Annotated in this window: 26 protein-coding genes and 1 riboswitch; of the genes, 10 read left to right on the plus strand and 16 right to left on the minus strand. The window is 52.1% G+C overall.

All coding sequences use genetic code 11. The features are described from left to right. Positions 1-81: 81 nt before the first annotated feature. Both glpK and GYMC10_RS21205 read right to left on the minus strand, forming a co-directional pair. Positions 82-1,572 carry a glycerol kinase GlpK gene (glpK, locus tag GYMC10_RS21200; protein WP_015736412.1) on the minus strand — a complete coding sequence of 497 codons (1,491 nt, stop codon included), beginning with the start codon at positions 1,570-1,572 and terminating at the stop codon, positions 82-84. A 70-nt stretch (positions 1,573-1,642) separates the two neighbouring features. Next, positions 1,643-2,845: an ROK family transcriptional regulator gene (locus GYMC10_RS21205; protein WP_041622234.1), complete on the minus strand. Its 1,203-nt coding sequence runs from the start codon at positions 2,843-2,845 to the stop codon at positions 1,643-1,645. A gap of 430 nt (positions 2,846-3,275) precedes the next feature. Here GYMC10_RS21205 and GYMC10_RS21210 point away from each other — a divergent pair, with 430 nt between their 5' ends. From GYMC10_RS21210 to GYMC10_RS21235, 6 genes are all read left to right on the plus strand, one after another. Then, complete coding sequence (locus GYMC10_RS21210; RefSeq protein WP_015736414.1) at positions 3,276-4,538, plus strand: ABC transporter substrate-binding protein; 1,263 nt, start codon at positions 3,276-3,278, stop codon at positions 4,536-4,538. A gap of 47 nt (positions 4,539-4,585) precedes the next feature. Next, positions 4,586-5,527, plus strand: a complete 942-nt coding sequence (locus GYMC10_RS21215; protein ID WP_015736415.1) for a carbohydrate ABC transporter permease — start codon at positions 4,586-4,588, stop codon at positions 5,525-5,527. A gap of 16 nt (positions 5,528-5,543) precedes the next feature. Continuing rightward, complete coding sequence (locus GYMC10_RS21220; RefSeq protein WP_009589889.1) at positions 5,544-6,380, plus strand: carbohydrate ABC transporter permease; 837 nt, start codon at positions 5,544-5,546, stop codon at positions 6,378-6,380. Positions 6,381-6,422: 42 nt separating this feature from the next. Then, positions 6,423-7,445, plus strand: a complete 1,023-nt coding sequence (locus GYMC10_RS21225; RefSeq protein ID WP_015736416.1) for a Gfo/Idh/MocA family protein — start codon at positions 6,423-6,425, stop codon at positions 7,443-7,445. Positions 7,446-7,563: 118 nt separating this feature from the next. Further along, positions 7,564-8,547, plus strand: coding sequence for a Gfo/Idh/MocA family protein (locus GYMC10_RS21230; RefSeq protein WP_015736417.1), 984 nt, complete (start codon positions 7,564-7,566; stop codon positions 8,545-8,547). Between the two features lie 194 nt (positions 8,548-8,741). Further along, positions 8,742-9,704, plus strand: a complete 963-nt coding sequence (locus GYMC10_RS21235; RefSeq protein ID WP_009590016.1) for a Gfo/Idh/MocA family protein — start codon at positions 8,742-8,744, stop codon at positions 9,702-9,704. Between the two features lie 169 nt (positions 9,705-9,873). Here GYMC10_RS21235 and GYMC10_RS21240 read toward each other — a convergent pair whose 3' ends face one another. From GYMC10_RS21240 to GYMC10_RS21260, 5 genes are all read right to left on the minus strand, one after another. Beyond that, entirely contained in the window at positions 9,874-11,298 is a 1,425-nt protein-coding gene (locus GYMC10_RS21240; protein WP_015736418.1) for an NAD-dependent succinate-semialdehyde dehydrogenase, read from the minus strand. 186 nt (positions 11,299-11,484) lie between these two features. Then, positions 11,485-12,456, minus strand: a complete 972-nt coding sequence (locus GYMC10_RS21245) for a siderophore ABC transporter substrate-binding protein (protein WP_041622029.1) — start codon at positions 12,454-12,456, stop codon at positions 11,485-11,487. Between the two features lie 145 nt (positions 12,457-12,601). Beyond that, positions 12,602-13,360, minus strand: a complete 759-nt coding sequence (locus tag GYMC10_RS21250) for an ABC transporter ATP-binding protein (protein WP_015736420.1) — start codon at positions 13,358-13,360, stop codon at positions 12,602-12,604. Then, a complete protein-coding gene (locus GYMC10_RS21255; RefSeq protein ID WP_015736421.1) occupies positions 13,357-14,304 on the minus strand; it encodes an iron chelate uptake ABC transporter family permease subunit in 948 nt (315 codons plus the stop codon). Before GYMC10_RS21255 ends, GYMC10_RS21250 begins: the two co-directional genes overlap by 4 nt. Continuing rightward, positions 14,294-15,247 (minus strand): ABC transporter permease, encoded by a 954-nt coding sequence (locus GYMC10_RS21260; RefSeq protein WP_015736422.1) that lies wholly within the window; start codon positions 15,245-15,247, stop codon positions 14,294-14,296. Before GYMC10_RS21260 ends, GYMC10_RS21255 begins: the two co-directional genes overlap by 11 nt. Before the next feature lie 522 nt (positions 15,248-15,769). Between GYMC10_RS21260 and GYMC10_RS21265 the strand changes: the two genes are divergently transcribed. Together GYMC10_RS21265 and GYMC10_RS21270 are read left to right on the plus strand one after the other, a co-directional pair. Continuing rightward, a complete protein-coding gene (locus GYMC10_RS21265; protein WP_009589776.1) occupies positions 15,770-16,372 on the plus strand; it encodes a nitroreductase family protein in 603 nt (200 codons plus the stop codon). A gap of 182 nt (positions 16,373-16,554) precedes the next feature. After that, positions 16,555-16,657: riboswitch (TPP riboswitch) on the plus strand. A gap of 85 nt (positions 16,658-16,742) precedes the next feature. After that, the gene (locus GYMC10_RS21270; protein ID WP_015736423.1) at positions 16,743-17,345 is read left to right on the plus strand and encodes a YkoF family thiamine/hydroxymethylpyrimidine-binding protein; all 603 of its coding nucleotides are present in this window, start codon (positions 16,743-16,745) and stop codon (positions 17,343-17,345) included. A 73-nt stretch (positions 17,346-17,418) separates the two neighbouring features. On the opposite strand, the gene GYMC10_RS31985 is transcribed toward GYMC10_RS21270, so the two are convergent. Both GYMC10_RS31985 and GYMC10_RS21275 read right to left on the minus strand, forming a co-directional pair. Then, positions 17,419-17,514 (minus strand): hypothetical protein, encoded by a 96-nt coding sequence (locus GYMC10_RS31985; RefSeq protein WP_015736424.1) that lies wholly within the window; start codon positions 17,512-17,514, stop codon positions 17,419-17,421. A 116-nt stretch (positions 17,515-17,630) separates the two neighbouring features. Then, a complete protein-coding gene (locus GYMC10_RS21275) occupies positions 17,631-18,329 on the minus strand; it encodes a nucleotidyltransferase domain-containing protein (protein ID WP_015736425.1) in 699 nt (232 codons plus the stop codon). Between the two features lie 142 nt (positions 18,330-18,471). Here GYMC10_RS21275 and GYMC10_RS21280 point away from each other — a divergent pair, with 142 nt between their 5' ends. After that, complete coding sequence (locus GYMC10_RS21280) at positions 18,472-19,194, plus strand: class I SAM-dependent methyltransferase (protein WP_015736426.1); 723 nt, start codon at positions 18,472-18,474, stop codon at positions 19,192-19,194. A gap of 183 nt (positions 19,195-19,377) precedes the next feature. Beyond that, positions 19,378-20,628: a methyl-accepting chemotaxis protein gene (locus GYMC10_RS21285; protein WP_015736427.1), complete on the plus strand. Its 1,251-nt coding sequence runs from the start codon at positions 19,378-19,380 to the stop codon at positions 20,626-20,628. Between the two features lie 83 nt (positions 20,629-20,711). Here GYMC10_RS21285 and GYMC10_RS21290 read toward each other — a convergent pair whose 3' ends face one another. The 7 genes from GYMC10_RS21290 to GYMC10_RS21315 all read right to left on the minus strand — a co-directional run bounded on the left by GYMC10_RS21290 (position 20,712) and on the right by GYMC10_RS21315 (position 26,728). After that, positions 20,712-21,284, minus strand: a complete 573-nt coding sequence (locus GYMC10_RS21290) for a histidine phosphatase family protein (protein ID WP_015736428.1) — start codon at positions 21,282-21,284, stop codon at positions 20,712-20,714. Next, a complete protein-coding gene (locus GYMC10_RS21295; RefSeq protein WP_015736429.1) occupies positions 21,281-21,739 on the minus strand; it encodes an NUDIX hydrolase in 459 nt (152 codons plus the stop codon). The genes GYMC10_RS21290 and GYMC10_RS21295 overlap by 4 nt, the downstream gene beginning before the upstream one ends. A gap of 2 nt (positions 21,740-21,741) precedes the next feature. After that, entirely contained in the window at positions 21,742-22,449 is a 708-nt protein-coding gene (locus GYMC10_RS21300) for a class I SAM-dependent methyltransferase (RefSeq protein ID WP_015736430.1), read from the minus strand. Positions 22,450-22,554: 105 nt separating this feature from the next. Beyond that, positions 22,555-23,103 carry a nucleotidyltransferase family protein gene (locus GYMC10_RS21305; RefSeq protein ID WP_015736431.1) on the minus strand — a complete coding sequence of 183 codons (549 nt, stop codon included), beginning with the start codon at positions 23,101-23,103 and terminating at the stop codon, positions 22,555-22,557. 236 nt (positions 23,104-23,339) lie between these two features. Then, on the minus strand, positions 23,340-23,525 hold the full coding sequence (locus GYMC10_RS31990) for a hypothetical protein (RefSeq protein WP_081746334.1): 186 nt from the start codon (positions 23,523-23,525) through the stop codon (positions 23,340-23,342). Positions 23,526-23,675: 150 nt separating this feature from the next. Further along, a complete protein-coding gene (gene rbsK, locus GYMC10_RS21310) occupies positions 23,676-24,587 on the minus strand; it encodes a ribokinase (protein ID WP_015736432.1) in 912 nt (303 codons plus the stop codon). 20 nt (positions 24,588-24,607) lie between these two features. Beyond that, positions 24,608-26,728: an ADP-ribosylglycohydrolase family protein gene (locus GYMC10_RS21315; protein ID WP_015736433.1), complete on the minus strand. Its 2,121-nt coding sequence runs from the start codon at positions 26,726-26,728 to the stop codon at positions 24,608-24,610. Between the last annotated feature and the right edge of the window lie 21 nt (positions 26,729-26,749).

Below are 26,749 nucleotides of genomic sequence, written 5' to 3' on the forward strand. Positions count from 1 at the left end.
TACATGAGGTATCCGCGCCTAGTGGTCTCTCCAAGTCTCCAGACATCTATTCACTTATTGATCATTATACCATATAAAATGCTAATGAAAAGCCATTGCCGCATAAACGGCTTTTTTCCAGCCGCCGTATAATTGCTCTCTTGCGTTTTCCTCCATGGTTGGTGTGAAGCTCTGCCCCGTTCTCCACTTGCTGCATATCTCCTCCTGATCCTTCCAGAAGCCGACCGCGAGCCCTGCCAGGTAAGCTGCACCGAGCGCCGTTGTCTCCGTAATGTCCGGCACTTCCACCGGGACGTTCAGGATGTCGCTTTGGAATTCCATAAGAAAGGCGTTGGACACCGCTCCTCCATCCACCCGCAGGGATTCGATATGAAAGCCCGAATCCTCTTCCATCACGGATAGGACATCGCGCGTTTGATATGCAAGCGACTCGAGGGTTGCACGGATGAAATGCTCCTTCGACGTGCCTCGCGTCAGGCCGAAGACCGCCCCCCGCACATCGCTGTTCCAATACGGACTGCCAAGACCGACAAAAGCCGGCACCACATAGACGCCTTCGGTGGATTGGACCCGTCTTGCATAGGGCTCGCTGTCCTTGGCTTCGCGGAACATTCGAAGCCCGTCGCGCAGCCACTGTATCGCGGAGCCCGCCACGAAGACGCTGCCCTCAAGCGCGTATTGTACGCGGCCATCCAGTCCCCAGGCGATCGTGGTGATCAGCCCATGCTCGGATTGAACCGGCTTATCGCCGGTATTCATCAGCATAAAGCTGCCTGTTCCGTAGGTCGTCTTCACCATGCCTTCGGAGAAGCAGGTCTGGCCGAACAGCGCCGCTTGCTGATCGCCGGCCGCTCCGGCAATCGGAACCTCTCGCCCGAAGAAGTGATAGGATGCCGTATTGGAATAGATTTCGGATGACGGCCTGACCTCAGGCAGCATGGCCTTGGGGATGTCCAGCAGCTGCAGCAGCTCCTCATCCCATTTCAATTCGTGGATGTTATAGAGCATCGTACGCGATGCGTTGGAATAATCGGTTACATGCACCTGGCCGCCCGACAGCTTCCAGATCAGCCAGGTGTCGATGGTCCCGAATATAATCTCTCCTCGCTTGGCCCGTTCGCGCGCGCCGTCCACATGATCGAGGATCCATTTGATCTTCGTTCCCGAGAAATAGGGATCGATCAGAAGTCCCGTCTTCTCCCTAACCGTCGCGTCATGGCCTGCTGCAATGAGCTCCTCGCATATGCCGGCCGTCTGGCGAGATTGCCATACGATGGCGGGATAGATCGGTTCACCGCTCTTGCGGTCCCATACCACGGCGGTCTCCCGCTGATTCGTAATTCCGATGCCGGCAATCTGCTCCGTCTTCACGCCCGCTTCGGATAAGCAAGTCGCAATGACCGCCAGAATCGAGCCCCATATTTCGTTGGCATTCTGCTCCACCCAACCGGGCTTCGGAAAATACTGCGGAAATTCCCTTTGAGCGGAGTGAACGATTTGCCCTTCGCGGTTAAACAGGATCGCGCGCGAGCTTGTCGTTCCTTGGTCAAGCGCCAGAATGTACTTCTCCAAGCATCTTCTCCCCTTTCTGCTTATGCATTTAACCAAAGATAACGTGCAGATGGAAACGTTGTCAAATCCATTATTCCATCAAAGAGAAGCCCAGCAGGTCCTGCAGCAGGACCGAAGCCGCACCCATCAGCTTGTCCTCCTCGCCCAGGGATGCCAAGCCGAAAACCATGTCATCCTTCAGAATCGGCATCGCATGCCGGTCGATATATACGCTGACCATGTCCAGCAATTCGGGATTTCCATGCGCCAAATCCCCGCCTAATATCAACGCCTCGGGATTAAACATGTTCACCAGGTTGACGATGGCCGCTCCCAAGTGCTCGGCCACTTCTTCATTCAGATCCCTCGCCAGCTTGTCCCCCTTGCGAAGGGCTTCCTTGAATACGGACGGAACAATTTTACTGTAATCCCCTCCGCTCAGCTCCTGGATCATTGTCGGCCTTCCCGTTGCGATTGCCGTAATAATGCGGGAATACACGGCAATCCAGCTGATATAGCTGTCGAGGCAGCCTGCATTGCCGCATTCGCAGCGGATTCCGCTGCGATTCACGCTCGTATGCCCGAATTCCCCGGCACCGCCATGCTTGCCTCTTAGGAGATGATCGTTAATCAAAATACCGGAACCAAGCCCGTCCCCGATGGATATATAGATCAGATTCGCGAACGCGTAATCGCCGAACCGGCGTTCGGCAAGCACAACGGAATTCATGTCATTCTCAACCCAGGTCCGCATTCCGTAGCGGTCTTCAAATATCCGTTTCAATGGAACATTCGTCATCCGCAGTTTCGTGTTATAGTGCACGACGCCATGGCTGTCGCTCACAATGCCGGGGACGTTAATGGAAATACCGACGCACCGTTCCAGATCCTCTTGACCTGCCATGAAATCATCCATCAGCTGCAGCAGCCGTTCGATAACCGCTTCTCCCTGGAGTCCGGCTATAGGGTGCGTTTCCTTCGCGAACACCTTCGCCTCCAGATTCATCCGGGCCAGGATCATGACCGAATTCGTTATGCTTACGGCTAACAGGAAGTGATTATCCGGATTGAATTTAAGCAGTATGGGTTTTCTACCGCCGCTGGAGGAGCCTGTTCCAATTTCGGAAACGTAGCCTTCCCTGATCAGTTCTTGAACGGCCGATGCCACCGTGGAGGGACTCAGCTTGTTTTTTTTGGCCAGTTCGATTCTGGATATAGGGCCTTCCGTACGGATCTTGTTCAGCACCTTGGACCGGTTTAGCGCCTGGATCAGCTTGTGATTGCCTTTTTTCATATTGTTCAAGCAAGTTCAACCTTTCTATGGGTTCTTCATTGTAGTGCGACTTTCTGTATCGGAAAAATGAGGTTAGAACCACTATAACATTTTCAACAAGTGGATATAAACTTATTCCATTCATCGAAATAACATACGGCGTAAGATTTGATAACGACTCTCTCATATTGTGAAAAAAAGAATTTAAAAGGATTTGAAATCGCTATCTTGAAAAATAAACAAGGTAATTATATAATCTTTCGCAATAGAAGCTGGTTATTCTGTCAAGATAGATAGCATATGGATGTTAACTTTTTTCGACAATTGGAATAACTATCGCTTTTTATACTCAAACACAAAGGGGGCGCTTTGGGGGATCGATTCACTTCGAACAAGCCATACGACCATCAACGCTTGATAAAAACCATGTGAATTCAAGGAGGGTTATTTGATGAAAAAAAGAATGTCTGTCCTGATTTCGGTACTGTTCGTGTTCTCCGCCCTGCTGTCCGCCTGCGGGGGCGGCAATGCCTCCGGAGGAGATAATGGCAAGAAGGTCATCAACGTTGCCCTGTGGGACGAAAATGTGCGGGACACGCTGGACAAATCCATCAAAATTTTCAATGAGAAGCACCCCAATGTACAAGTGAAGGTGACCTACACCCCATGGGCGGATTATTGGACCAAGCTTAAAACCAGCCTCGCCGGCAACAGTGGTCCCGACGTCTACTGGATGAACGGACCCAACTTTCACTCGTATGCCTCCTCCGGTCTGATCAAAGACCTGTCCCCCCTGATTGAGCAAAGCGGGCTCGACACCTCGGTTTATACCGAAGCGCTCGTCGATATGTACACCTATCAAGGCAAGCTTCACGGACTTCCTTACTTCCAGGATTCCGTAGGACTTTTCTACAACAAAGAACTATTTGACAAGGCCGGGCTGCCCTATCCGGACGATACCTGGACCTGGGAAACGGTAGAAGAGAACGCAGCCAAGCTGACGGATAAATCGAACGGAATCTACGGTTACATTACGCCGATCGACAGCCAAATCGGTTATTACAACTATATTGCCCAGGCCGGCGGATTCGTGATATCCGACGATAAAAAAACGTCCGGTTACGATACGCCGGAAGCTCTTTCGGCATTCAAATGGCAGCAGAGCCTGATTGAAAAAGGCTACTCTCCGAATGCGCAGCAGCAGCTTGAAACCAAGTCGCGCCAGCTGTTCGGATCGGGCAAAGCCGCCATGTTCCCGGGAATCTCCGTCAACTCTCCGGAACTGCACAAGCTGCTTGGCGACAAGCTGGGCGTCGCGGTTCTGCCCGCCGGAAAGGAAAAGGCGTCCATCGTCCATGGGCTCAGCTGGGCCATCAACGGCAAAACCAAGGTCGAGCAGGAGTCCTGGGAATTGATTCAGATTCTATCCGGCAAGGAAGGACAGGAATTGCTGGCCGACTCGGGCTTCTCGATGCCTGCTTACAAAGGCACGGAGGGAGGATGGCTGAAATCCATTCCTTCGCTTGATCTGCAAGTGTTCGTCGACAGCCTGGAGTTTGCCGTCCCGTATCCCGTATCCCAAAAAACCGCAGAGTGGCAGGACGCGGAAGTGAAGGAAATCCAGGCCGCTTTCCTCGGCAAGAAAACGTTTGAAGAGGCTTTGAAAAATGCCGGTGAGCAGATGAATGCCATCCTTGCGACGGAAACCAATTAACGAACAGCCCCTTCCAATACGGAACCTAAGAAAGGACGGTGCAGCCTGTGAGCTCTCCCATCACTGTGACCACGAAACCTCCTGAAACGACGGCCAAGCGAAAGGTCGGGAAACTTGCCTTTCACGAAGCCATGTGGGGATACATCTTCATTCTGCCTGTCGTGCTGGGCCTCGGTCTGTTCTACATGGCACCTTCCGCCGCCTCCCTGTTTCTGTCGTTTACTTCCTGGGACGGACTGACTGCCCCCCAATTCATCGGGCTTGATAACTTTGCGAATTTGATGAAGGACGACAAATTCACCGGCTCCATGCTGAACACGATGCTGTATACCATCGGTACGGTACCGTTATCCGTTGCACTGGCAACGGTGCTGGCGGTGCTGCTGAACCAGAAGATCAAGGGTATGGTCTTCTACCGCACGCTCTATTTCATTCCCGTCATCACCATGCCGATCGCGGTCGGCATGGTGTGGAAATGGTTGTACAATTCCGAATTCGGATTAATCAACCATGTGCTGGGCGTCATGAACCTGCCGCAGCCCAACTGGCTGTTTGACGAGAAATTCGCCTTGTTCTCCATCGTGCTTGTCAGCGTGTGGAGCAGCATCGGTTATAACGCCGTCATTCTGCTCTCGGGTCTGCAGGGCATCTCCGGCAGCTACTATGAAGCGGCTTCGCTTGACGGAGCGGGGACGCTGTATAAGTTCTTCCGGATTACGCTGCCTCTGCTCACGCCCAGTTTGTTCTTTGTCTTGGTCATGTCCTTCATCAATTCGTTCCAGGTGTTTGACCTGATCTTCATCATGATGGATCAGCAGACCACGATGCTCGAGTCCACCCGGACGGTGGTATACAGCATCTGGGAAGACGGATTCAAATACTTCAACATGGGGTACGCTTCGGCGCAAGCCTTCATTCTCTTTGTGGTCATTCTGATCATCACCATGGTTCAGATGTACATTCAGAAGCGCTGGGTCCATTACCAATAACAGGAGGTGCGTAGACGTGACTACTTCAACCCAAGCTGAAAAAGCAAGCCGCCTGGCGGTACACATCCTGTTAGCCGTCGGGGCGCTGCTCATGATCATGCCGTTTCTGTGGATGATCTCGACATCCTTCAAGTCCTTTGCCGACTCCATGTCCGTTCCGCCGAAATGGCTGCCTGTGGAATGGCATCCGGACAACTACCTTCGTGTCATCCAAACCATTGATTTCGGCACTTATTATTTGAACACCGTCATCGTGACGGTGGGTCGCACCGCGGGCCAGCTCATTCTGTGCTCGCTGGCAGCCTATGCTTTCGCCAGCTTGAGGTTCCCGTTCAAGAATGCCATTTTTCTCGCCCTCCTGGCCGTATTGATGGTACCTTCCCAAGTCGTTATGATTCCGAGCTTTGTCATCATGCGCGAGTTCAACTGGCTCGACACGTTTTACGTGCTTATCGTACCCGGCATATTCAGCGCCTTCGGCACGTTCTTGCTAAGACAGTTCTTCATGACGCTGCCGAAGGATCTGGAGGAAGCCGCCAAAATCGACGGGTGCAGCTATTTCCGGATCTACTGGAATATCTACTTGCCGTTATCCAAGGCCGCACTCGTCTCGCTGGCGATTTTCACCATCTTAGCCTCATGGAACGATCTGCTGTGGCCGCTCATTATGACGAGCTCCGAGGAGATGCGTGTGCTTTCGATCGGGATATCCAGCTTCCAGGGGCAGCATTCCACCGATTATCCGCTGCTGATGGCCGGGGCCTTGATGGCCACCCTTCCCATCATCATCCTGTTCATCTTCCTTCAGCGGTATTTCATTGAAGGCATAGCCATGAATGGGATCAAAGGATAACGCCTGAATCAGCCCACCAAGTAAAAAAGGAGTGTACGATAAATGTTACACGTGTTAGTCATTGGGGCAGGCGCCATGGGAAAAACCCATGCCGCCGCCTATGCCTCGATGCCGGGAGTGAAGCTTGCCGGCATCGCCGATATCCGGCTGGAGAAAGCGAGGCAGCTTGCGGACGAATATGAAGCAGGCGCCTATCGTTCGTTCGAAGCGGCGGTAGAGGATTTGGGTGCAGGGCAGATTGATGTCATCGACGTCTGCCTGCCAACCCCGCTTCATAAGGACTACGTTGTCAAAGCGGCGGACATCGGCAAGCATGTCATATGCGAGAAACCGCTGGCAAGAACCGAAGAAGACGCGCGATTCATGATCAACTACTGCCGTGATAAGGGCGTACGCTTGTTTGTCGGTCATGTGCTGCGCTTCTTCCCGGAATACGTGAAGGCCAAGTCGCTGCTCGATCAAGGCAGCATCGGCAAACCTGCCGTCATCCGGGCAGGCCGCGGCGGCGGTTATCCGATCGGCTGGAACCATTGGTACAGCGATTTTGGAGCGAGCGGCGGCATTACGCTGGATGCGATGATCCATGATTTTGATTACCTGCGCTGGTGCTTCGGAGAAGTTGAGCGTGTCTATGCCAAGGGGCTGAACGGCCGCCTCCAGGCTCAGCTGGATTATTCGCTGGTGACCCTTCGCTTCCGCAGCGGCGTCATCGCTCATGTGGAGGGCACCTGGGCCCATGACGGCTTCTCCATGAATTTGGAGATGGCGGGCACCAGCGGCATCATTGACTATGATAGTGCCAAGGACAGCCCGCTTCTCTTCAAATCGCGGAGCAGTGCCGCAACGATTCCCGGCGTCTCCGTTCCGGAAAGCCCGCTTGAACGAAGCCCCTATTACCGGGAACTGGAACACTTTATGTCGTGCATCCGCGACGGCAGCGAACCGCTGGTTTCCGCCGAAGACGCATATGAAGCGCTTCGCATCGCACTTGCCGCTCTAGCCTCCATGGCTGCAGGCGAGCCGGTGGTTATCGGGGACGCTGCGCTTACCCTCGCCTCGACATGAAAAAAACGCTATCGATGTATTTTCTGGAGAGCCCGCATCCTGCAGATTTTGCTGTTGGATAAGGAGGGCAAGCCTCTGCGGGATATACTTTCTTATCACTAAACAAGGAGAGAAAGCCATGAAATTGGGAGTGATCAGCTTTGCGCATATGCATGCGTTCAGTTATGCCAAAGCCCTTCTTGGAATTGAGGGCGTGGAGCTTGCCGGCATTGCCGACCCTGTAGAGGAGCGCGGCCGGAAATACGCCGAGTATTTCGAAACCGCCTATTATCGGGATTATCGCGAGCTGCTGGATCAAGGCTTGGACGGCGTCATCGTGACGTCCGAGAACGCGCATCATAAGGAGCACGTGCTGGCCGCCGCTGCGGCCGGGGTTCATGTGCTCTGCGAAAAACCGCTCTCGACCAACATACAGGATGCACAGGACATGATTGATGCCTGCAAAGCAAACGGCGTGCTGCTGCAAACGGCGTTCCCGGTGCGTTACAATACGACGGTCGTGCGGGCCAAGCAGATGATCGATGAGGGAAAACTAGGCCGCATTCTGGCCATGAAGGGAACCAACCGCGGACGCAATCCCGGCGGTTGGTTCATCGATCCGGAGCTCTCCGGCGGAGGAGCCGTCATTGACCATACCGTGCACGTCGCCGATATTATGCGCTGGATCACCGGCGCCGAGGTCAAGGAAGTGTACGCGGAGGTCGACCATCTCATCTCGGAAACTCCGATTGATGACAGCGGCATCCTGACCATGGAATTCGACAATGGCGTATTTGCTACGCTGGATTGCAGCTGGTCCCGCAACAAGGAATTCCCGACCTGGGGCGACGTCACCCTGGAAATCGTCGGTTCCGCCGGGACCCTCAGCGTTAATGCCACCAGTCAGAAGCTGCACGTATATACCGATGAATCCGGATACCGCCATCAGGCTTGGGGTGACAGCATGGATGCCAGCCTGATCAGGGATTTCGTGGATGCCATCTCCTCCGGCGCCGCGGAGGCATCCGTTACCGGCGAGGACGGGCTTCAAGCGCTGGCCGTGGCCGTAGCCGCCTACCGATCGTCCGCGGACAAGCGGACGATCGCGATGTCGGAGCTGTGATTGGATAACCGGCACAGAAGTCGTTTTCTCGTCGTATACGAGAAGCCTTCTGTGCTTTTTCTCATAGCGGATCCGTGAATCCGGGCCCAAATGAATGCTTGAATAATATGGATGGCGGGGCTATAATCACGTGTGAGTAATCGAGTTACCGGAACTTGGAGCCAACATTTATACGATCGGGAGTGAAGCAACCTATGATTAAAGCAGGCGTGATGGGAGCGGGCGGCATGGGCGCCGTCCACATTAAAAATCTTCACGGGAACGAACATGTCCAGCTGGCCGCGATATGCGATACGAATGAAGCGTTAGCCAAACAGCAGGCCGAGCTTTACGGTGCGGCCTATTATACGGACGGCAGCACGATGCTGGAGCAGGAGCCGCTCGATGTGCTGTATGTCTGCATCCCGCCGTTCTGCCATGGCGACATTGAAGAGCAGGCAGCTGCCAAGGGCATTCACCTGATGGTGGAGAAGCCGCTGGGACTGGACGTCGAGTCCGTTCGCCATAAAGCCAAAGTCATTGCTGAAAGCGGAATCATCGCCGCCTCCGGTTACTGCCTGCGGTACCTGGATACTGTGGCGATCGCCAAGGATTTTCTCAAGGACAAAAAAATCGGCATGGTCCGAGCCCACTATATCACAACGCCTGTGCCGACTCCATGGTGGCGCAAAAAGGCATTGTCCGGCGGGCAGCTGGTTGAGCAATCCACGCATACCATGGACTTGGTCCGCTACCTGTGCGGCGACATCACCCGCCTGTATGCCGATATGAAACTGCTGCTGGTCAATGACATCCCGGATCTGGACATTCCGGATGTGGGCGCCATCCAATTCGTCCTGGATTCCGGAGCTGTCGGCCATATGCAAACCGGGTTTATCCAGTTCGATCACCGCAGTGGCATCGAGATTATGGGCCGGGATTTCCGGGTCGTCCTGGACGGAACCACGCTCTCCATCGTAGACAAGGAGAAGGAAGTGGTGTACCGCAGTAAGACGGACTTTTACAAAAATCTTACCAATGCCTTTATTGACGCCATTCGGAGCAATGACCCGAGCCTGGTGCTGGCATCCTACGAAGACGGCTTCAAGACGCTGGAAGTAACGCTGGCCGCCAATGAATCCGCCGAGACCGGCCAACCTGTAACGATTCAGCCATAATGCAATAAGGGCGTTCTCGCGGTCTGCAGACTTTGAGGACGCCCTTTTACTTTTCGTTAAACAACAAGTTTCGTTCTGTTCATGCAGCGCAGTAAGCTGCCGCTTCCCTGTCAGAGGCCTCTTTCCGCTTGCGCTATCACTGGGAGCGTGAAGATGCCGGGTTCCACTCTTATAATCCAAGCGAAATGTATTTTACCTCCAGGAACTCCTCCATTCCGTAATGTCCGCCTTCCCGGCCGAGCCCGCTCTCCTTAAAGCCGCCGAACGGCGCTTGCGCTGTCGAAGGCACCGGATCATTCACGCCTACAATTCCGTAATCCAACGATTCGGCAATGCGTACCGCTTCACCCAGATTTTGCGTAAATACATAGGCGGCCAAGCCATACGGACTGTTATTGGCACGCTGCACGGCTTCGTCTATCGTTTCGAAAGTGGTAATCGGCGCAAGGGGGCCGAAGGTCTCCTCGTTCATGCACTCCATGTCGTCCGTAGCGTTCATGATGACCGTGGGCTCCACATAATTGCGGCCGAGCTCGGGCAGGGCTTGACCGCCTGCCATGACGATGCCGCCTTTCTCTTTCGCATCCTTGATCTGTCGTACGACTTTATCCACGGCTTCCCGATTAATCAAGGGACCGATATCGACCCCATTCTCCAGACCGCTGCCCACCTTCAATTGTTTGACAAGCTCCGAAAACTTCGCAGCGAATTTCTCCGCGATCCCTTCTTGAACATAAACCCGGTTGGCGCATACGCAGGTCTGTCCCCCATTGCGGAACTTGGAAGAAATCAATCCCGCAGCCGCTTGATCCAGGTCAGCCTGATCAGTCACGATAAAGGGTGCATGCCCGCCAAGCTCCAGCGATATTTTTTTGACGTTGGCCGACGCGCCGGCCATCAGCTGTTTTCCTACTTCGGTGGATCCCGTAAAAGACAGCTTTCTAACCCGGCTGTCCTCTTGCCACACGCCGGAAATGTCGCTTGAAGACCCGGTTACGATGTTAATGACCCCGGCTGGAATACCGGCTTGATCCGCTAGCTCCACCAGCTTGATCGCCGTGAACGGCGTCTCGCCGGATGGTTTGATCACCACGGTGCACCCCGCCGCCAAGGCCGGCGCTACCTTACGTGTAATCATGGAGGCCGGGAAATTCCATGGCGTGATGGCGGCAACGACGCCAACAGGCTGCTTCGTGACAATGATGCGCTGGCGGCTGGATGATCCGGGGATGGTCTCGCCGTAGATTCGCTTGCCTTCTTCCGCGTACCATGCCACGAAACTGTTGGCATATTGAATCTCGCCCGCCGCTTCCTTCAGCGGTTTCCCCTGCTCCGTAGTCATAATCCTTGCCAATTCGTCCGTATGTTCCGCGATCAGCTCATGCCAGCGGCGCAGCAGCTCTCCCCGCTCGTTCGCCGTTCTGCGGGACCATGCCGGAAAAGCATCTGCGGCCGCATCGACGGCAAGCCGGGCTTCCTTCTTCCCGCCTTTGGATACGGTACCGATAACCGTGCCGTCCGCCGGGTTATATACATCCATCTGCTCCTCGGTCTGAATCCATTTTCCGGCGATATAGATTTGATTTTGAAACATAAGAATGACCTCCTAATCGATTCTTCTAAGCTGCGATTATTTGATATCATGATTGACCAACATCTATTTAACGTTAGGGTCTGTCAGCCTATTATCCGATATCCACTTACCCTAATGCAAAAAAATAAAACACCGGAGCTTCGTCAAGAAACTCCAGTGCTTCCATATTCATAGCTTAGCGCCCGCCTATTTAACGGCTGCGTCTACTTCCGTGATCATTTCGGATACGGATGTCAATCCGCCGCCGGACAGATACCAGAAGTCAGGGTTCAAATACACGATGTTGCCCTCTTTCGCGGCATTGGTTGTGTTTACAAGTTCGTTCTCGACAACCGCTTTAGCGCCTGATTCTCCTTCACCCGTGGCTACCGCTGCACCGCGGTCCACAACAAAGAGATAATCCGGGTTCATCTCAACGATGTATTCATTGGAAATATCTTTACCATGCGTACTCACTTCAATGTTAGGATCGACGGCACCGAAACCGAACACGTCATGCAGAATGCCGAAACGGGAGCCTGGGCCGTATGCGCTGATTTTGCCTTCGTTCGCCAGAATGATCAGGGCTTTCTTGCCGGTTGCAGTAGCTTTCTCATTCAAAGCCTTGATGTTTTCGTCGATCGTGGCAAGCTCTTTTTCAACTTCGGCTTCTTTACCGAAAATTTGACCCAGCGTATTCATGTTCTCTTTGAAGGATTCCATGTATTTGCTTGTGTCCACGCCCAGGAAGATCGTCGGGGCAATTTTGCTGAGTTCCTCGTATGCATCCTGCTGTCTGCCGGAAATAATGATCAGATCCGGATCAATGCTGTTGATTTTCTCAAAGTCAGGCTCTTTCAGGCTGCCCACATTCTCATATTTCTTGTCTTGGAATTTGGACAGGTATGCCGGGATATTCGCTTGCGGAACGCCCAAAACCTCAACGCCCAATTTATCCACGGAATCCAGAATACCAAAATCGAATACGACGACGCGGGAAGGATTTTTCTTGACAGGCGTTTCACCCAGCTTATGGGTGATCGTGATTTCTTCGGATGCAGGCGGTGTTTCTCCCGCAGCATCGCCTCCACCAGCACCGCTCGTTTTATCGTCCTGCCCACAAGCCGCGAGCACAAGCGTGAACATTGCTACCATAAATAAAGCCAACCATTTTTTCATTCCTAACACCCCATTTTTTATATTAAAATCCTTATGATTCAACATATATTTGAATTTATGGTTGAATATGTAATTCAAATTGGACAGAGGAAACCATGCCGTCCTTTGACCAAGGCGGCCTAGTCAAATCCTGAACCCTCGTCGATTAACCGTAGTATACGCACACCCGATTGTCGTTAATCTCTTCGATCTCGATGTCCATGTCGTAGATGCCGCGAAGAACATTGCTCTGAATGATGTTCTCGGTTTTCCCTTCGCTTTCAATCGCTCCGTCCTTCAATGCCACGATGTAATCCGAATAGAAGGAAGCGAAGTTGATGTCATGAATCACGATCACGATCGTTTTGTTCAGGTCGGTGACAAGCTTTCGGAGAATCTTCATAATCTGTACGGAGTGTTTCATGTCCAGATTGTTCAGAGGTTCGTCCAGCAGGATATACTCCGTGTTCTGGGCGATGACCATCGCGATAAAAGCACGCTGGGTCTGACCGCCGCTGAGCTGATGAAGATATTTATGCTGCATATCCTCAAGCTCCATATAGGAGATGGCTTCATCCACGAACTTCTCGTCTTCCGCGTTCAATCGGCCTTGGGAGTATGGAAAACGCCCGAAGGATACAAGCTCGCGCACCGTCAGGCGGAGGCTGATATGGTTCGATTGCTTCAGGATCGAAACCTTCTTCGCCAGGTCCCCGCTTTTCCATTGGCTCACCTCTTTGCCGTCCACCGTAATTAGACCGCTGTCCTTGCCCGTTAGTCTGCTAATCATGGACAGCAAAGTACTCTTACCGGCGCCGTTCGGGCCGATAAAGGACGTAATTTGACCTTTCGGGATCGTAACCGACACGTTATCAACGACTTTTTTGCCGCCATAGACTTTCGATACGTTCGTAACCTGGATCATGCTTTCCTCTCCTTTAGTAGCAGGTATATGAAGTAAACGCCGCCGATGAAGTTGATGATGACGCTTAGCGTAGTAGAGAACGTAAACACCCGCTCTACCACCAGTTGACCGCCCACCAAGGCGATAATGCTAATCAGAATGGACGCCGTGATTAAGTGTGAATGCCGGTATGTTTTCATGAATTCATAAGCGACGTTGACCACAAGCAGTCCAAGGAACGTGATCGGTCCTACCAATGCGGTGGCCACCGAAATGAGAACCGCGACAACGATCAGAAGCCTCTTCACAACGTAATCATAGTTTACGCCAAGGTTGATCGCCTGATCACGACCCAGCGACAGCACGTTCAAGTACTTGGCAAACCGGCCAAAATACAGCAGGGTCAGCGCAACGACAATGGCGGACAGGATGAGCAGCTCGGTCTTCACATTGTTAAAGCTGGCAAACATCTTGTCGGACACGTACTGGAACTCGTTCGGATCGATCAGCACTTCCATAAAGGAAGACATGCTGGAGAACAGGGTTCCAAAGATCATGCCGATCAGCAGCAGGAAGTAAATATTGTTTCCTTCCCTCTGAAACAAAATCTTATATAGGATCCCGGCAAACAGGATCATCGCGCCGACATTGATCAAAAAGTTAACATTGCTGCCCAGTTTATACAGCGTGAAGGAGCCGAAGACAAAGATCACGGTCGTCTGGATCAGGATATACAAGGAATCCAATCCCATCACGCTTGGCGTCAGTATCCGGTTATTCGTGACCGTTTGAAACACCGTGGTAGACAGAGCGATCGCCCCGCCGGTCAGAATAATGGCAAGAACCTTCTTGATTCGTCTTGGAAGGGCGTAATCCCAATTGCCGCCAAGATCAATGAACAGAAAGACTGCCACCAGGATGATTGCCGCCGCGGCCAACAGGCCGAGTTTGGCTTTATAAGTCATAAGCCTTTCTCCTCATCAGTAAGAAAATGAATATACCGCTTCCGAGTACGCCCACGGTCAGACTAATCGGAATTTCGTAGGGATAAATGATGATCCGGCCAAGGATGTCACAGAACAGTACGAACCCGGCCCCCAGCAACGCGGTATGCGAAAGGCTTTTTTTCAAGTGGTCCCCTAAGTACAGACTGACAATATTAGGTATGATCAGACCAAGGAACGGAATCACGCCGACGGTCAGCACAACGGAAGCCGTAACCAGCGCAACGATGACCAATCCCAGGTTCACGACTCGCCGATAATGAAGTCCCAGGTTGGTTGCGAATTCCTCTCCCATTCCGGCTACCGTAAACTTGTTGGCAAACAGGTAAGCCAGAATCACAAGCGGGATACTGAGATACAGCATTTCATATTGGCCCTTCATGATCATGGAGAAATCGCCCTGCAGCCAAGCCGACATATTCTGTATAAGATCATATTTGTAGGCAAAGAAGGTCGCGACCGAGCTGACGATATTACCGAACATAAGCCCTACCAGCGGGATGAAGATCGCGTCCTTGAACTTGATCCGATCCAGTATCTTCATGAAGATAAAGGTTCCTGCCAGCGCGAATACGAATGCCACGAGCATTTTGATAAGCGGGCCGCTTGTCGTAAAGACGAGCATGGCAACCAAGATCCCCAATCTGGCGGAGTCCATGGTGCCCGCCGTCGTCGGCGATACGAACTTGTTGCGGCTGAGCTGCTGCATGATCAATCCACAGATACTCATGCTGACACCCGCCAAGATGAGGCTGACAAGCCGTGGAATCCGGCTTACAAGCATAATATGCTGTTGTTGTTCTGTCATCGAGAACAGTTCCAGTGGCGAGATATCTTTAACTCCAATAAATAACGAGATTATGGAGAGTACCACAACGGCTGCGAATAAGTATCTAATCTTCATGGCTCTTCCTTCTATGCGTATGTCTGTCGAAACTCCGGCAGTCAGCAATTCCCCAACCATTCTCATTGAGATTGATTATCAATTGCGTTCTGATATGGATTATATCATTCTCATTCTCAGTCGACAAGTATAATTGAGAATGAAAATCATTTAATTGGTTCATCCAAGTATCATTTGTTCATGATTTGTTCATAATAAGGAGTTTCGCAGAGATAAACTTTATATCACCGAGGCTGAGCCGCTTGGATTCGCGGTTCCCGAAATACATAAGTATGTAGAAGCTGATTTAATTCTCAGTAACCGGGTATAAAAAATATAAATTAACTTTCCTTCGAAGCGTTGACATTCCCTCTAAGTTATATTAATATGCTAACATAATTATTATTTCTAACTAAACGTAAGTTAATGTGGAATGATAATTCAACGACAGCAATTCAACTCAACATGCATATTTGCTTGAATTAAAGGACATCTTTGTTATCAGGCTTATGCAAACATGATTACATCAGGAGGTTTTTTTCAATGTCTAAAGATTTTTCAGCAGCACTTAAGCATCGCCGTTCCCATTATGCCATCAGCAAAGACCCGGTCATTTCCGACGAACGCATCCAGGAGATTGTTAACGAAGCCGTTAAATATACTCCGTCTTCTTTCAACTCCCAAAGCGCACGCGTCGTTGTACTGCTTGGCGAACAGCATGACAAACTGTGGAACCTGACCGAAGGCATCCTGAAAGAGGTTGTCGGAGACGAAGAGGCTTTCAAATCCACAGCTGAAAAAATGGGCGCATTCCGCGCTGGATACGGCACTGTTCTCTTCTTCGAGGACAATAACGTAGTTGCCGACCTGCAGCAAAAGTTCGCGCTGTATGCCGACAATTTCCCGGTTTGGTCGAACCAATCCAACGGCATGCTGCAATTCGTGGTATGGACGTCCCTCGAGGCAGAAGGCCTGGGCGCATCCCTCCAGCATTACAACCCGTTGATCGACGAGAAAGTGAAGTCCGAATGGAACATTCCGGAAAACTGGAAGCTGATCGCTCAAATGCCTTTCGGCAAACCGGTTGCAGATCCGGGCGAAAAAGAATTTGCGCCGCTTGAAGATCGCGTGAAGGTATACAAGTAAGCCATAGCTGGCCTAAGCCGCCTACCCAAGCCCTGAGGATTGGAATAGGCGGCTTTTTTATGGTGCCCTGCCATTGAAAACCTGCCGGCAAAGCGATACAATAACACAGGAAGCAGGCCTTTCGCCTTCTGATCTTCAGAAGTTCTTGGAGCCGGCTTGATACCAACTGCATATTTGATGTTTGGCTGTACTAGGGGTGCCATGTGCTGAGAGACGGCGGACCGCCGTTAACCCTTATCACCCGATCTAGATCATACTAGCGTGGGGAAGTGTAGCATTTATGTTTATTTCTTTGCGTAGGCATAACTGCACTTCTTCATGGGGTGCGGTTTTTTTGCGTGGACTTATACAATGGGGAGGAATAAAAATTATGAATGAGCTTGTATGCGGAACGAGCCGGATCGTGGGATGCCGGTTCTCGGTATTTCCCATGACGGATCGGTTCGTGGAAGTGATCACGGAGGCGCTTCGTTCCGTGGATTCGGAAAAGGTCTGGATCCAAACGGATGATGTGAGCACTTGTATTCGCGGACGTGCGGAGCATGTGTTTGATGTGACGAGAGCAGTATTCGCTCATGCCGCGGCTAGCGGCGTGCACACTGTGTTTAACGGTACTTATTCTATCGGCTGCCCAGGCGATACGGATGCCGATGCGTATATGAATGAGGATTCGACCCGCTTAAACCACGATATCGGGGAACACGCCGATATCGAAACGGCCTGCCAATTCGCGCTTTACCCGATGGGTAGCGCCAATTACATGGATGTCATTTACGCAGAAGTGGATCGTGCGAAGGCAGCGGGCACATTCGGTGAAAGCGTTCATTACGCCAGCCGATTGGACGGGGCGTTGTCCCGGGTGTTCGGATCACTCGAAGACGCGTTCCAACATGCGATTCAATCCGACAGCAGCCATCTGGTCATGACCGCGGTGGTTTCGGCCCACAGCCCATCCCCCAAAGCCAAAGCTTAAGGTCCTTTCCAACAGATAAAGGCCCGGCACGCGCCGGGCCTTTATCAATTGCAGGCAAGAATTTTGAAGGTGTTTAAACCCAAGCACTCAAGATGATTACGAGCAGGATAAAGAGAACCAATATAGTTCCTACTGAATTGCCCCATGCGCCGCCGTATGCTCCGCTCATGAAGATCCCTCCTGGATTTAAAAGAATGACGTGAGTTAATCACGTTATTATCTTATTGCTTATGGCGGGCGAGCGTCACGGCTAATGTCCCCCCTCTTTTTTTATGCAGGGCTTATTTATTCCTCATAACCGACCAGCAGCCTGCCTCCGTACGGGCTGAGCGCTTCCTCCGTCAATGTAATAAGGTCCGCAGGATCGTCCTCCCGATAAATCGCCAGAAGCGCTGCCTCCAGTCGATCCCCCAAGGCTGGGCTATAGCGGTTGAACAAACGGAACAGCATCTTTCCTTCACCTGTCCACTCCCGGTTTGCCCTCAGCACGAATTCGCATAGAGTCGACGCTATTTTGTGTACAGTAAACCATTTTTCGCCTTCCCTGCGGGGACTTGTCAAGTCCAGCAAAAACTCGGTCAGGATGTAGCGGTATTCGGCAATATCGCTCGACGACAAGGGCATGGGGCCGTAATTCAAATCATTCCGGGCATCCGCCCGCACCTCTTCTCCCTCAGGCAACGAACGCAGCACCGTACCTTCGGCGACCATCCGCTGCAAAGACGGATTCGCCGCCAGCACTCCCTCGTCGAAATATTCGCGATAGGAGGATAAGGACAATATGAATATTTCCGCGATCCAGCCATGCGCCTCGATCGTCTTCCTGCTGAAGTCATATCCGTCCCGTTCAATGATGATGATGTCCAGATCGGAATGTTCATTATATTCACCACTGCTCGCGCTGCCGCCAAGTACGGCAAGCAAGCAGTGGGGATAATTTCGTTGCATGACGCGTATCGCTGCCTCCATCGGTTCCAGTCTCATGGCCGTTTCCTCCAGTAATTCTCTCATCCGCCACAAAAAAGGGCTCAAAATATTAAATTCAACAAAAACCCCAAACGTACCTGAATCATATGGTAAATAAACGATTACCCGCATTGACGATAAGGAAGAAGGGATAGATGAGATGAATTACATTCACATGCTCTCCAGATTAGGCATGGGCAGTGCCCACCCGGGAGGATTCGAGGCGACCCTCAGAATGCTGAAGAATTATCCCATTCAACCGGGCAGCCGCATTTTGGAGGTAGGGTGCGGAACCGGCAGAACCGCCTGCCATCTTTCGGAGATGGGTTATCAAGTGACCGCCATTGACCTGAACGAAAATATGATCAAAAAAGCCCGCGCAAGAGCCGAAGCCATGGGTATGGACGTGGAGTTCCTGCAGGCGGATGTATGCGCATTGCCTTTCGAGGACAACCGGTTTGATCTGATCATGGCCGAATCCGTCACCGTATTTACGGATACCTCGAAATCGCTGCCCGAATATTACCGCGTTCTGGATCGCGGAGGCGTCCTGCTGGACAGGGAACTGCTTCTGGATAAGCCGATGCCGGAGCCGAAGCTTAAGGAGCTGCTCGAATTCTTCGGCATTCCTAATCTGATGATGAGGGAAGAATGGGCGGGGGCCCTTTTGTCTTGCGGTTTTAAGCAGGCTGAATTTTTGGAGTACAACCACTTCAACGAGCAATTAAAGGAAGAGCAAACCCGTCATCTGGATGCGTTTGAGCAGCGCGATAAAGGACTCCTGTTCGATGCTGCGCTCTGGGAAACGCTGTTCAAGCATGACCGCATGATTCTGGATAATACGGATTATCTCGCTTCCGCCTTATTTCGTGCCGTGAAATAATCCGGCTTCATCTCTATGCATCAAGAGGGGATCTGCATATGGCTATGCTTCCCCTCACTCCCATCACACTCAGTTCTTTCGACCTAATTCAACACTTTTTGTCAATTCGTTATATCTAGTTTAGCCCGTCGATGCTATAATCATGGTAAATATATCCTATGTTGTTGAGGAGGACTCATTCTTATGGCATGGTTCAACAGACTCCCTATGTCTCAAAAAATCACCGCAGCCTGTTATCTTATTGCCGCTTTGTTTGCGGTACCCATGCTGCTTGCGTTTATTCTGATGGGTAAAGCAATCATTGGCGTGGTCATCGTCGTGGTACTAACCGGGCTTACTTTTCCTCTGTCTCGCCTCATTGAGAAAACGCTTACGAACTCCTTCGCGGAAATCTCCAGCGTTTCCGCCAAAATCGCCAAAGGCGACTTCACCTTCCAGGTGGAGGAGGTTGGAGGCATGAACGATCTGAGCAGAACCTTCAACAGCATGGTGGACAAGCTTCGCAAAATATTGCAGGAAACCTCGGATATCACCCGTCAGGTGATGACGTCAAGCTCAAGCATCTCGATCAAAAACCAGGAGCTTATTCAAGTGATGAATCAAGTCTCCCTTTCCTCCAACGAGCTGGCCGTCGGCGCCAACGAAATTTCGGAAGACGTATCCGAAATGACGCATTCCATCCGTGAGATCGAAGAGAAGGTCAGCAATTATACGCATTCGACCCAGGAAATGAATACCCGCTCGATCGAAACGCTGGGACTGGTTGAACAAGGAAGGGATTCCGTGGCCAAGCAGTCTGCAGGAATGCAGCGAAACATTGAGGCGACGGCCAAGGTTTCGGAATCCATCGATGCGCTGGCCCAAAGCGCCAGGGGAATCACGAAGATTACGGAGACGATCTCCGAGCTCGCCGATCAGACCAACCTGTTGTCTCTGAACGCATCCATCGAAGCGGCCAGAGCTGGCGAGCATGGCGCAGGCTTTGCCGTTGTCGCCCAGGAGGTTCGTAAACTGGCCGAAGAGTCCACGTCTTCAACCCGGGAAGTATTCAATCTCGTTCGGAGCATCGAATCGGACATCAAACACGCGTCCCAAAACATCAAAATCAATGAGGAGGTCGTTAGGCAGCAGACCGAAATGATCCGCGAAGCAGAGCTTGTGTTTATGGAGATCGTAAACAGCGTGCAGTATATTTCGGAACAGATCGCCGCTTTCTCCAAGGAAAGCCAGTCCATGCTGGATAGCGCGCAGAGCATTTCTTCCGCGATCCAGAATATATCGGCGATCACGCAGCAATCCGCTGCCGGAACGGAGCAAGTGTCGGCTTCCATGAACGAAGGCATCTCGTCGATCCAGAAGATGGCGGAAGAAGCGGAAGCGATGAATAACGCCGTTTTCCGGCTGCAGAAAACCATCAATATTTTCAAATTTTAAGCAGCGAGGCAGTCTACATAAACTCGCATTTATAGTAACTAAACTTAAAGGCCAAGAATCGATCGAGATTCTTGGCCTTTTTATCATCCTTCCTCTTGATGCTCGCTCCATAACCGCGCGAGGTTCACAAGCCGCCCTTCCTCAAATTCGGCGCAGTAAATATCAGGCAATGTGGTTCCCAGCCAAAAATGATAATCGAAGCGCTCATCATAATGCTGGAGCATGAGTGTCATGATATCGCCGTGCGTCCCGATCGCTACCCGCTTGCCTCCATATGCATTCAAAATGATCTCGAAGGCCCGGATCGCACGGCTTTGCGCGGCTTTACCGGATTCCCCTCCCGGGAAGGAGAAGGCCGAATCCTGGAACAGTTTCTTTTTGGCATCAAGGAAAGAATGTCCCTGCAAATCGCCGGCCATCCGTTCTCTTAAGTCCTCCTGCTCCGCAATCGGTAATCCTAAAGCGTCCGCCAATGGTTGGACCGTGTCCTTGGCTCGCTGATAAGGGCTCGACAGGATCGCGTCAATCCCTTCATCCCGCAGCATCTCCTTCACTCGCTCCGCAGCAAGCGATCCCTGGGCCGACAATCCACGAGACCGTTCCTTCCCCTCGATAAATGGGGATTCCGCATGTCTCACAAAATATATCATCGTCATTCTTCGATCCCCGCTTCTGGATTCGTCTCTAATTCGGGCTCCATCATCATCTCGACAAACGGCGTTAACGGCAGCAATCCCAGTGTGTCAATCGGAATCCATTTGGCTCCCAAGGAGTCTTGACCGTCACCGTCCGCTTGGATTCTAGCTTGATCATCCAGCAGCTCGACATCATAAATAATGCCGATATGATGCAGCTCTTCCATCTGATTCGCTTCATACTGATACACGATCGTATAAGAGACGGCCGTCCGAATGCTTCCCTTAATTGAACCAAGTCCGGTCTCCTCCATAAATTCGCGCTGAAGGGTATGCTCCGGCTCTTCGCCGAACTCGATCGAGCCGCCCGGTAAATCCCACTTCCCCTTATGCGGCCCTCTCGCTTTCTGGATCAACAGGATATGATCATGCTGAACCAGTATTCCATAAACGCCGAGATGCGTATGTTTCACCATGGTCAATCCCCTCCTTTTCTCGCAGTGAAGGTCATCCATTGACTTCGGAAAAGAACGTCTCTCCCCTCCTTCACTTCTTGAATATCCTGCTGCACCTGCCGCCTCGTTAAGATTTCCCATTCCGAATACAGCTCATCAAGGATGGAAAAGGCCCTTTCGGTCGACAGATTCAACTCGATTAAACCCTCTTCCTCCAAACCACTCTCCCGATCGATTTCCTTCACTTCCGTACTCATCATGAGGCAGTGGATGCCCTGGTCCACGGTTCCAGCCTGCATTTGTTTGACCTTATATACGAAGGCTTCTTCCGAGCTCAAATGCTCCAGGCAGGAACAGGCAATGATGTAGTGATAAGACGCCTCGGCAATTTCGTAAAACTCTACGTCTGCTGCAAGTGCCTCGATGCTTGAGCTTACGCCGTACAACGCGGCATACTGCACCAGCTTGTCGATAGCCGATGGCAGCAAATCCACGCAGATGACCTGCCCGTTCGCCGATTGGATCCGCTGCGCAACCGGGATACTGTTACGCCCGACGCCACATCCCAGATCCAGTACCCGCAGATCCTGAAACGGCAATAAGTCCAAAAAATCCAGAACGGTCTGAACGGGCTTGGCTAACCAGCTCCCAGGTTCAAACAATACGGCTTCTTCATACAATTTCTCGTGATACGACTTTTCCTTTTCACGCGCACGGTCGAATATGTTCAATGTTATAACCCCTTGTTTCTGCCGTTATCAGCCGGTTTCTAACAAATTCCACATAAGAATGCCTAAATCCTTGCCGATCGTATCTCTTACTCGGCAAACTCTAATCTAATCCTCGATGATCGCTAAACGCGGCCACTGATCCTTCCATTGTTTCTTGCGTACCCGTTCCAAGTAATAGCCCCGTTTATCAAAGTTAGGACTTCTTCGAACCCGAAGCGCGAATAAATCATCCAATCCGTAAGGACAGCAAAGCTCAAGCTCCCCTGCGACGTTCAGTCTGGCCCCGACCGCGGTGGCCGTCTCCGGCCAATGGGTTAGCGCTGCATGGGTCGAATGATAGGGCTCATCTCCGTTCTTGGCATGCATTCTGGCCTGATTCTTGACCGACCATTTCGGGTTCGCCGTCGAGGTCCTTAAGTGCTGTTCCAGGGCAGCATCCCGTTCTTCGGACACATCATCCGGATCGAAGTAAACGACATCGATATCGGTATGCCGGTCCGTCCCGTCTAATCCATGCAGGATGTCCCATACATAATTTCGAATGTAACCTGCGGCAATATAACATTGCGGCAGGGCTAAATCCCGAACGATGCCCAAATCCGCCATCAATGGCTTGTGCTGCCTTATGTATTCCTTTAACCGTTCCTCTAACATGCCTTCACCGCCCATGAATGGTTGATATGAATCCCAGCTTTCTTGTAACCGTGTCACCCCCAGGTTCCTCACGTTTACGAACCCCGCCGAATAGGCGAGTATGCCCCAGAGAACCTTGATCCGTGTAAAAAAGCATAGACCGCTTCACGTGGAAAACGGCCTATGCACTCTTAGATAGAACTATTATATTCCAAATAATCCCTGACTTCTAGTCCTTCCTTGTATCGGGAAGCTGCTTACACAGCCGCATCCACCCGCTCCTGCGATGCACCGTCGCAGCGCTTGCACACTTTCAGTGCAGTACCGTCCGATTTGGTCCGAGGATACAACAGTTTGGTCCGGGTACTCTTGCACACCGGGCATGTGCCGCGTGCGCGAGTCGGTAAGTGCCATAAGGATTTGCCTCTTTTTTGTTTTGCCATTTGCCAGATCCCCCATTTCATAGATTCATTATCGTCACTCTTACATATATGAAAGGGTTCGGCATAACATGTCGGCAGCTCCCATGGAATCTTGCATTATCTAACAAAAAGAGAAGGCATCCGTAAACGCCCTCTCTCTAGCAGCATGATTCATGTATTCATAAACGCCACAATCTCTTCCTTAGCCGGTATGGAGGATTGAGCACCCGGACGGGTCACCGTCAATGCAGCAGCTGCGGTCGCAAACCGCAGGGCTGCTTCCGTATCCAGCCCCTCCGTGCAAGCTGCCGCATAAGCACCGATGAAGGTATCCCCTGCCGCCGTGGTATCCACGGGTTTGACGCGGAAAGCCGGAACGTTAAAACGCTCTCCGCGTGCATTCCCATAGAAGCACCCTAACTCGCCAAGGGTGATGATCACGTTGGAGGTGCCTCTTCCGATGATCGATGCTGCAGCAGCCTCGGCCGAAGCTGCGTCCTCCACCCTCAGCCCGCTAACCACGCCTGCTTCTGTTTCGTTTACAATCAATGTATCCAGCAGCGGAAACACCTCGTGCGGAATCGTTCGCGCGGGGGCCGGATTCAGCCAGACGCGAACGCCTGCCTTGCTGGCCGATCGGATGACATGCTGTGTCGTCTGCCACGGAATTTCATTCTGCAGCAGCACCGCATGTACGCCGTCCCAGTTCACTTCGGCGGCAACATCCTCTTCGGTCAGCCGCCCATTGGCTCCTTCCGAGAGCACGATATAGTTCTCGCCTTCTTCGTTGACCGTGATGATCGCGATTCCCGATGTGCCTGCCTTGGTGAGAACGGACGAGACGCCAACGCCGCGCTCCTCCAAGGAAGCAACCAAAGTGCTTCCAAAAGGATCCAGGCCCACGGCGCCGACCATGCTGCAATCGGCACCTGCCAAGGCTGCGGCCACAGCCTGATTTGCCCCTTTGCCCCCGGGAAAAAACTGTGCGTCCCTGCTATGAATCGTCTCCCCCGGCTGGGGAAACTGCGCTACATTACTCACAACATCCATATTGATGCTTCCAATGACAACCAGCTTGCGCAAAGTTAACCCGCTCCCTTCTGTTAAACCGGCTTCGGCTCGAATGTACGAACGCGAACTTCCTTGATCTCGTTCTCGCCATCCTCCAGACAACCAAAACCGAACATGCCGTGAGCATAGGCAGATTCCTTGCATTCCAGCACATTCTCTCCATTAATATACAAGATGAACCTGTCCCTCTCGGACACCAGCTTCAGGCGGTATTCTTTACCCAATGCCCAATCGTATTTTGCCGTAATCAAACGCTTGATCCCGAAATCCTGTTTGATAAACGATACGGAGTTCGGGCCGTCGAAGCCGGCCAGATAATGACGCATGACGCCTTGCGCCCTTGCAATAACACCATGGCTGGTGCCGAATATCGGTTTGATGGTCGCCTCAATCTCCATATCTCCGGCATAATAATTGCCGGAATAGGAGGAGGTATCCCCTTCTGAGGAACAATGCAGGGCACCGTCACGCAGCTCCCATTTCCCTCGATGATGCGAGAATGGGGTGACGGAAGCGAACTCTTTGGCCTGCTTGGCAAAATCGATCGTATAGTCTGAAGCCCCCGTGATGCGGAATTGCCCGACGAACAAACTTCCGATGGCACGGTTCAAGAGCGGCGACGGGCTCTCCAAGATCCAGCCGATCTCATCGATCATGGCACCATCCGTATCCGGAATGACGAATTGCACCGCGTTCCACTCTCCGCACATGGGAGTCAACGCAGCCAAACGCACGTCCTCCTGCGTATAGGTGTTGCGCACATACGGAGTCAAGGTAACCGGTTCGCCTTCCCACTGATCCACATAAATGTGGGCGGATACGGTTTGTCCGCTATAGGCCAGCGGCGCAAAGGTCGGCTTATACTTCTCATCGTTGAACTCCGCCCGGCGATAGAACGGTTTATAATAAATCTTGCTGCTGTCCCCTTCCACCAGTCGATCAAAGACGACTTCCAAAGATCCTCTGCCATCATAGGCATTCTTGGTGGAGTGGCGCAAGACAGGCGTCTTGAACGAATTACTCGTCCGAAAGCCATGCGTAGATCCCGGCAGGTCGAAATCAAAGTATACCTCGCCCTGCTTCACCCGGCGAACCAGCTCTTCAGGTGCTTTCTCTCCGTTAAGGCGATAGCCAAGAAGTGCAAGCTCTTTGGCGAATGTCGGAAAATCCACCAGATTCAAATAGCCGGACACGCTGGAAGCCACGATGAAGTCATTGATCGGCTTACGGTAATGTTCCGGGATTCCCGCCAGACCTCCGTAAACGCCGAGGATCGTTCCCACATTGCCTGCGTTGCAATCGGTGTCCCAGCCGCACATCGACGCGATCTCGACCGTGCGCGCATAATCTCCCTCGCCATACAGAAGGGCAAGCACGCACACGCCCGCATTCGGGATAATGTGGCATACGCCCGTATATTTATCGTATCCCCAGTGGTCCTCCAAATACTGGCGGCAAGCGCGGAAATCGGAAGGCTGCTCCCGGTGGAAGTCCATCACCGCATGGACCACGCGCGCATAGGTGGAGTCATCCGGAATCATGCGCAGGCCTTCCGCGATAATCTCATCCATGGATGAAGCATTAAAGGCTTTGGCTATGCAAGCGGCCATGAAGCGGGCGCCATACAGCCCGTTGCCGTCATGGGAGACGCTGGCCGCTTTTTCCGCGTAATCCGCCGCTTTCTCCGCTTGCCCCGGGAACAGCAGGCCCCAGGAATCGATGAAGATCTGGCCGCCGATCTGCTCCGCCATCTCCGTGCCGTTGACCTCGATCGAACCGGAACGAGGGGCCGGGATGCCTTTGCGCAGATTCACATAGGCGCGGTGCTCGGTACTGATATCCTCGCCGCCCCACCAGAACATGCCAATCCCTTCCCTAGCGTAATTGAGCCATGCCTTGCCCACATCCTCCGGTGTGAGCTCACGGTCCGTCGCATCGTCATACAACGCGCGTATAAAGAAAACCGGACCGTTTGCGTCATCGTCCGCGGCAAAGGTTTTGTACGGCTTCACGTAATCCCGGATGTCGCCGTATACGTCCCGAATGCGTTCATACGTCCAAGCTACCGGTTCGATGGGAGCACCGAGCCTTATGCCAATGTTCATGCCGATGAATCCCGCATATACCGTCTCTACATAATGTTTAGGTATCATTTGCTCTCCCTCCTGTAACAA

The organism is Paenibacillus sp. Y412MC10, assembly GCF_000024685.1.
Classification (GTDB): domain Bacteria; phylum Bacillota; class Bacilli; order Paenibacillales; family Paenibacillaceae; genus Paenibacillus_AQ; species Paenibacillus_AQ lautus_A.

Bases quoted from the DNA above. Each gene is read 5' to 3' on its own strand.
- GYMC10_RS21205 (WP_041622234.1), bottom strand. From the start codon at position 2,845: ATGAAAAAAGGCAATCACAAGCTGATCCAGGCGCTAAACCGGTCCAAG.
- GYMC10_RS21210 (WP_015736414.1), top strand. From the start codon at position 3,276: ATGAAAAAAAGAATGTCTGTCCTGATTTCGGTACTGTTCGTGTTCTCC.
- GYMC10_RS21225 (WP_015736416.1), top strand. From the start codon at position 6,423: ATGTTACACGTGTTAGTCATTGGGGCAGGCGCCATGGGAAAAACCCAT.
- GYMC10_RS21230 (WP_015736417.1), top strand. From the start codon at position 7,564: ATGAAATTGGGAGTGATCAGCTTTGCGCATATGCATGCGTTCAGTTAT.
- GYMC10_RS21235 (WP_009590016.1), top strand. From the start codon at position 8,742: ATGATTAAAGCAGGCGTGATGGGAGCGGGCGGCATGGGCGCCGTCCAC.
- GYMC10_RS21240 (WP_015736418.1), bottom strand. From the start codon at position 11,298: ATGTTTCAAAATCAAATCTATATCGCCGGAAAATGGATTCAGACCGAG.
- GYMC10_RS21245 (WP_041622029.1), bottom strand. From the start codon at position 12,456: ATGAAAAAATGGTTGGCTTTATTTATGGTAGCAATGTTCACGCTTGTG.
- GYMC10_RS21250 (WP_015736420.1), bottom strand. From the start codon at position 13,360: ATGATCCAGGTTACGAACGTATCGAAAGTCTATGGCGGCAAAAAAGTC.
- GYMC10_RS21255 (WP_015736421.1), bottom strand. From the start codon at position 14,304: ATGACTTATAAAGCCAAACTCGGCCTGTTGGCCGCGGCGGCAATCATC.
- GYMC10_RS21260 (WP_015736422.1), bottom strand. From the start codon at position 15,247: ATGAAGATTAGATACTTATTCGCAGCCGTTGTGGTACTCTCCATAATC.
- GYMC10_RS21265 (WP_009589776.1), top strand. From the start codon at position 15,770: ATGTCTAAAGATTTTTCAGCAGCACTTAAGCATCGCCGTTCCCATTAT.
- GYMC10_RS21270 (WP_015736423.1), top strand. From the start codon at position 16,743: ATGAATGAGCTTGTATGCGGAACGAGCCGGATCGTGGGATGCCGGTTC.
- GYMC10_RS31985 (WP_015736424.1), bottom strand. From the start codon at position 17,514: ATGAGCGGAGCATACGGCGGCGCATGGGGCAATTCAGTAGGAACTATA.
- GYMC10_RS21275 (WP_015736425.1), bottom strand. From the start codon at position 18,329: ATGAGACTGGAACCGATGGAGGCAGCGATACGCGTCATGCAACGAAAT.
- GYMC10_RS21280 (WP_015736426.1), top strand. From the start codon at position 18,472: ATGAATTACATTCACATGCTCTCCAGATTAGGCATGGGCAGTGCCCAC.
- GYMC10_RS21285 (WP_015736427.1), top strand. From the start codon at position 19,378: ATGGCATGGTTCAACAGACTCCCTATGTCTCAAAAAATCACCGCAGCC.
- GYMC10_RS21290 (WP_015736428.1), bottom strand. From the start codon at position 21,284: ATGACGATGATATATTTTGTGAGACATGCGGAATCCCCATTTATCGAG.
- GYMC10_RS21295 (WP_015736429.1), bottom strand. From the start codon at position 21,739: ATGGTGAAACATACGCATCTCGGCGTTTATGGAATACTGGTTCAGCAT.
- GYMC10_RS21305 (WP_015736431.1), bottom strand. From the start codon at position 23,103: ATGTTAGAGGAACGGTTAAAGGAATACATAAGGCAGCACAAGCCATTG.
- GYMC10_RS31990 (WP_081746334.1), bottom strand. From the start codon at position 23,525: ATGGCAAAACAAAAAAGAGGCAAATCCTTATGGCACTTACCGACTCGC.
- GYMC10_RS21315 (WP_015736433.1), bottom strand. From the start codon at position 26,728: ATGATACCTAAACATTATGTAGAGACGGTATATGCGGGATTCATCGGC.